The sequence below is a fragment of the Roseivirga ehrenbergii genome, assembly GCF_001593005.1.
Classification (GTDB): domain Bacteria; phylum Bacteroidota; class Bacteroidia; order Cytophagales; family Cyclobacteriaceae; genus Roseivirga; species Roseivirga ehrenbergii.
Map to the genome: position 1 here is coordinate 1 of NZ_LQZQ01000043.1, position 893 is coordinate 893.

An 893-nucleotide genomic window follows, 5' to 3' on the forward strand; every position below is an offset into this window, starting at 1 on the left:
TACTACAACCACTTCTCCAGCATCAATAATGTCTGGAACCATTGATACATTGATTGTGGTTCTATTGCCAACAGGTTCTTCTTTGGTTTTGTAACCTAAAAACCTGAACACAAGAACTGCATTATCAGCATTTACTGATAATGAGTATTTACCGTCCGATCCTGTGGTTATTCCAGTGGTTGTTCCTTTAATAGAAACAGTCACGCCTGGAAAACTCGAACCGAATTCATCTAGCACAGTACCCTCCACGGTACGTTGCTGACCCATTACGCTGCTACTAATGAGTAGCAAAATGAGCATAACTTTGATCTTGAATTTTAACATTTATAAGTAATTTATTTGTTTGGCCTAATAACCCCTATAGACGAAGGTTAGGGTACTTTAACGTGATTGTTTGGTTGTATTCTTATTTGTGTGGTTTTATTTTAGTTTGAGTGGTAGTTATTTTGGTTGTCATTTATGAACTTTTATTGTTCATATTCGAACATGTTTTAAGTTAATTGTAATTGTAAAAATACATTCCCATAGAGTTTATGTATAAATGTGTTCAGTGTTATATTATCATGCTGTTGATATACAGCTCTTTATGTTGGTATTGTTTCGGTAATTTATTTGTATTAAAAAATTAATAAGTATGAATATGAAGCTTGACGACTTATTTTTAATGAAATGTGCATTTAAATCCTTTTAAGAGGGTTTTTCAAAATTTTATGACATAAAAAAAGCAGCCCTTTTTGAGGCTGCTTCAATTCTGTATTTTAGGATTTAAATTATTAAATAATGTCTTCTTAATTTTACTTAGTACTTACATTTTATTATTAGTATTAAAAAAGAAGAAGCCCAATTGATACAATTGGGCTTCTGTAATTTATTGATGTGAAGGTTTTAAATCT

At 30.9% G+C, this 893-nt stretch carries 1 protein-coding gene; it reads right to left on the reverse strand.

Going from position 1 to position 893, the window contains the following annotated elements; genetic code table 11:
- A partial coding sequence (locus MB14_RS10275; RefSeq protein WP_172796112.1) for a carboxypeptidase-like regulatory domain-containing protein occupies nucleotides 1-324 on the reverse strand: 324 nt, incomplete at its 3' end.
- Between the last annotated feature and the right edge of the window lie 569 nt (nucleotides 325-893).